Here is a 4,113-nt window from a genome sequence, read left to right as displayed (position 1 = left end):
TGATGTTTAGTGTGGTAACTTACATTTTACACGGAATCGTTATGGGCGTTTTCTATTTTGTCTTGGTGTTGCACTTAATATTACAATTCGTCAAAAAGAAATAAAAATGTATATTCAATAGAATTTAAGCGATATGAGGATATAATAGTAAACCATAAGGAACTTGCTCATTTTTATAGAAAAGAAAAAGCATATATAGAGAACACAATTTCTAAAGATATTGATTCTGTTATCTATACAAAAGGCGGGGAAACAAGGGGTACACAGAGGGTATTATTGCCCAAGTCTTGTTCTTACTTATATAGTTGGAGGAACGAAACGAGGTAAAATATTAAAACGCTTTTCAAAAAAATATTCATTTAAATATGGATTTAATAAGCGAGGAAAGTTAATATATGTTCAGAATAATGATGAATTTGAAGAATTTCAAGATGAACGATTTAGGGAGTTCTTAACCTATGACAAGAATATTGAAATTGGGATATCTGTCCGATCTGACAATACTATATGGAAGATTTCAAGGTGCGAATATGAGGACGGGAAACTATTAAAATATGAGACAAGTAATTTTGAAATGCCCGAGGAAGTGTATATGGAAGAGTATAATTATAATGACAATCAATTAGTTGGTGTTGAAACCGCTTTATACACACCTTCAATTTGTTTATGCGATAGACAAAAGTATGCAATAAGGCAAAATAGTATTGGAGAAATTGTATACCTAAAAGGTGGAAGTTTATACAATGGTAAATGGGATAAAGATGAATACTTTTTTGATTAATTATTAAAGTGAAATCTTTCAAATTCGCTTGAAGTTAAAATGATTAAAATGAGAACCTACATCACTTCTTCCAAGAACAAGTCAAAAGCTATTTCAACTCTTTTGGCTTTTTTTAAATTACTTAAGTTATTCGAATAAGTCCATTAACACTAAATAAATATATGAGGTAAAAATTTGAAAACTACTATTTACTTTATTAGACATGCAGAATCTCCATTTATTTTTGGTGGAGAACGGGAACGTCCGCTTTTAGAAAAAGGAAAGGAAACTGCCAAGAAACTTGTTAGTTCATTAAATAAAATAGAGTTTGATGCGGTGTTTTCTAGCCCCTATAAACGAGTACTACAGACTTTGGATGGACTAATCGAATCTTCTAAGATAGTCATTGAAGAGGGTCTAAGAGAACGAGCGATTAAATGGCAATATAAATTACCTCAAAGTGAAATAGATTTTGCACTTATGAAGTCATTTGAGAATATAGACTTTTGTTTAGAAGGTGGAGAGTCAGTTAGAGAAGCTCAAAATAGATCATTACCTATAATTTTTGATATTTTAGGGAATCCAGACTTTGAAAATGTAGCTATTGGAACTCATGGTAATATCATGACAGCTCTTTTAAATTACTTTGAACCTTCCCTTGGATATGATTTCTGGCAATCGACCGAAAAACCAGATATTTATCAAGTAACTTTTGATGGTTATCACTTAGTAGCTATTGAGAAAAGAAGATTTAATAATACATAATATTTAGGGCGCTAATAAATTTGTTTTGAAATGGTTTGTTATCCGTTACAGTTTTTTAAAGGTATATATAGAATATTTTTCTAATCGGTGGTATATTGACTGTATTAATAAATGAGAGGAGTGGGTGTTTTATGACTAATACATATTTGACTGGAATTGAAACTTTGAGGGAGGTACATGTTAATTAACCCCATACATTAGGCCTTCCAAAAGTTGTACGTAAACTTTAGGAGGATGGTACGTTGAATATTGAAATGAAAGATTTGGGTTTAAATGACTTTTTCTTAAAAGAGATAAAACATTTTGAAGGTCTTCATGTTGGAAGGGTGTCGTCATTATCAAAGGGGATTTATAAGTTAATTACTGACCAAGGTGAGCTGAAAGCGGAGGTATCTGGAAAGTTTCGTTTCAAAGCTACAGGAGCCAGAAATTATCCGACCGTAGGAGACTTTGTTATGGTTAAACGAACTGATGGGAATAGTATAATTCACCATGTGCTATCTCGAAAAAGTTTACTTGTACGCAAGGAAGCCGGAATGACTCAAGAAACTCAGCTTATTGCCGCTAACATTGATAAAATTTTTATATGTATGTCACTAAATAATGATTTTAATATAAGACGAATGGAACGCTATCTATCGATTGCATGGGATAGTGGAGCGATACCAGTTATCGTGTTAACTAAGGCAGATTTGTGTGAAAATGTTGAAGCAATGCTAGAGGAAGTATCCAGGATTTCTATAGGCGTTGATGTAATCGTGACTTCTAGTGTCGATAATGAGGGTTATGAACCGGTCAAAAACTACTTGTCTAGTGGACAGACGGTAGCCTTTATTGGATCATCTGGTGTTGGGAAATCAACATTAATAAATGCGTTACTTGGTCAAGAGCTTATTGAAACGCGCGATCTTAGGAATGATGATAAAGGAAAGCATACGACAACAAGACGCGAACTTTTTCTAATTTCGGGACTTGGTGTTGTCATTGATACTCCTGGTATGCGAGAGTTGGGAGTGCAAAGTGTAGATTTATCAAAATCATTCTCAGATATTGATGAGTTAACGAAGCAATGTAAATTTAATAATTGCCAGCATAAAAATGAACCAGGCTGTGCCGTGCAGCAGGCCATTACAGATGGAGAGCTTTCAAATAAAAGACTACAAAGCTATCAAAAGCTTGAAAGAGAAGCAAGATATGCTGAGCTGAAAGCCGAGAGTCGGGAAAAAGAAAGACTAAAATATATGTTTGATAATTTGAGAGAAACAAAGCGAATTAGGAAAGCTGTGAAGGCAAAAAATAGAAGAAGATAACATGAGGGAGCGACTCTAGTTAAGGTCGCTCCTTTATATTATTTGGTACTGATTATACAGGTAAGTACAACAAGAAATCTGTGTAGGGCCGCCGCATAGATCGCATAATCAATGTCTTTGGCGAAGGGAAAACCACAATTATGAACCAGAACCACTTAAACGAAAGATTATTAAATTCTAAAATCATTTTCTTTGATGGCTATAATTAATGAAGTTTTGAAATAAAGTCTGATTAATTTGATGCTGTTTATCTTGGGGGAACCAACAAAAGAAAAGAAGATATTTTGAAAAAATGACTAATCAAAACATCCTCTTATAAATTCTATTCTACTCGGATTATTACTTAACAAAAGTTTCACCATTATGTACAAAATTCTTCAACTTACACTTTCATTTTATTCTGTTTTATTTACTCTAGACGCTCTAATCGCTACGCCAATCCCTGCTCCAAATGCCATACCGATTAAAAGCCCGACAGCAAGGTTATGAATGAACAAACCGAAAACTAATCCAAATAATATTCCAATACCTATTCCCAAACTCATAGCTTCTTTACCTTTTTTATTGTCATTCAAAAAAATATACCTTCTTTCTTTGAAATTCCTGATTACAGGTATTATACGAATGAGATAGTTTTTGGTTTCATTTTCCAACCCCTTTAGTTTAAAAAGAAAAGAAATAACCATTTTTGTAATGGGATACAGGAGATACTATTAATCTTCTTGAATTTGTTGTTTGGAGTACAGTTCCTGCAAAATTCGGCTTTAATAAAGAAGAGCTATGGGAGATTAGCGTTACCCTTATGATAAGCCTTTTACGAGTTTCATTATAAATTCAGAAAAAATCAAATGATTTGATGAGTGGGTAACCCAACAGTATGAGCCTAAGTACAATATCCTGGACTCAGGTTTTTTGTTTAACTTTTGGCTGTGTTATGCAGCTAGAGGATTAATTAGACAATTATATTGGTGTTTTGTAAACAATGAAATAGTGATTGGTTTGGCTCTTACACCTGAACCCGTATAATAGTAATATAGTAGTTTAAATTACAATATTGTCGGTTTAAAAACAAATAAAGTTAGTTAAGAACGAAAGTCGATAATAGCGATTATATTGGTTTTAATTCTAAGATGAAATTAAGTAAGAATAGTTGTAGAGTGACTTGAAGTTTTCTATAGGAGATGAGAGCGTAAAATATCTTGTGTAAATGAATAAATAGAAAAAGGAAGACCTTTTCTTGGTAGAATTAAGTCACCACAACCAATCCTAGAAAAGAGG

General features: G+C 32.9%; 4 protein-coding genes. 3 read left to right on the top strand and 1 reads right to left on the bottom strand.

Going from position 1 to position 4,113, the window contains the following annotated elements; all coding sequences use genetic code 11:
* The first annotated feature begins 592 nt into the window (after positions 1-592).
* The 3 genes from ACQKMD_RS21800 (at position 593) to rsgA (ending at position 2,835) form a co-directional block, all read left to right on the top strand.
* A complete protein-coding gene (locus ACQKMD_RS21800; protein WP_427754655.1) occupies positions 593-781 on the top strand; it encodes a hypothetical protein in 189 nt (62 codons plus the stop codon).
* A gap of 174 nt (positions 782-955) precedes the next feature.
* Complete coding sequence (locus ACQKMD_RS21795) at positions 956-1,525, top strand: histidine phosphatase family protein (protein ID WP_427754654.1); 570 nt, start codon at positions 956-958, stop codon at positions 1,523-1,525.
* 242 nt (positions 1,526-1,767) lie between these two features.
* Positions 1,768-2,835, top strand: coding sequence for a ribosome small subunit-dependent GTPase A (gene rsgA / locus ACQKMD_RS21790; protein ID WP_427754652.1), 1,068 nt, complete (start codon positions 1,768-1,770; stop codon positions 2,833-2,835).
* Positions 2,836-3,230: 395 nt separating this feature from the next.
* Here the strand turns inward: rsgA and ACQKMD_RS21785 are convergent, their stop codons facing one another.
* Positions 3,231-3,410, bottom strand: coding sequence for a hypothetical protein (locus tag ACQKMD_RS21785; protein ID WP_427754650.1), 180 nt, complete (start codon positions 3,408-3,410; stop codon positions 3,231-3,233).
* Between the last annotated feature and the right edge of the window lie 703 nt (positions 3,411-4,113).

The organism is Viridibacillus sp. NPDC096237 (assembly GCF_050278625.1).
In the GTDB taxonomy this organism is placed as follows: domain Bacteria; phylum Bacillota; class Bacilli; order Bacillales_A; family Planococcaceae; genus Viridibacillus.
This window is presented reverse-complemented; position numbering and strand designations above follow the sequence as displayed.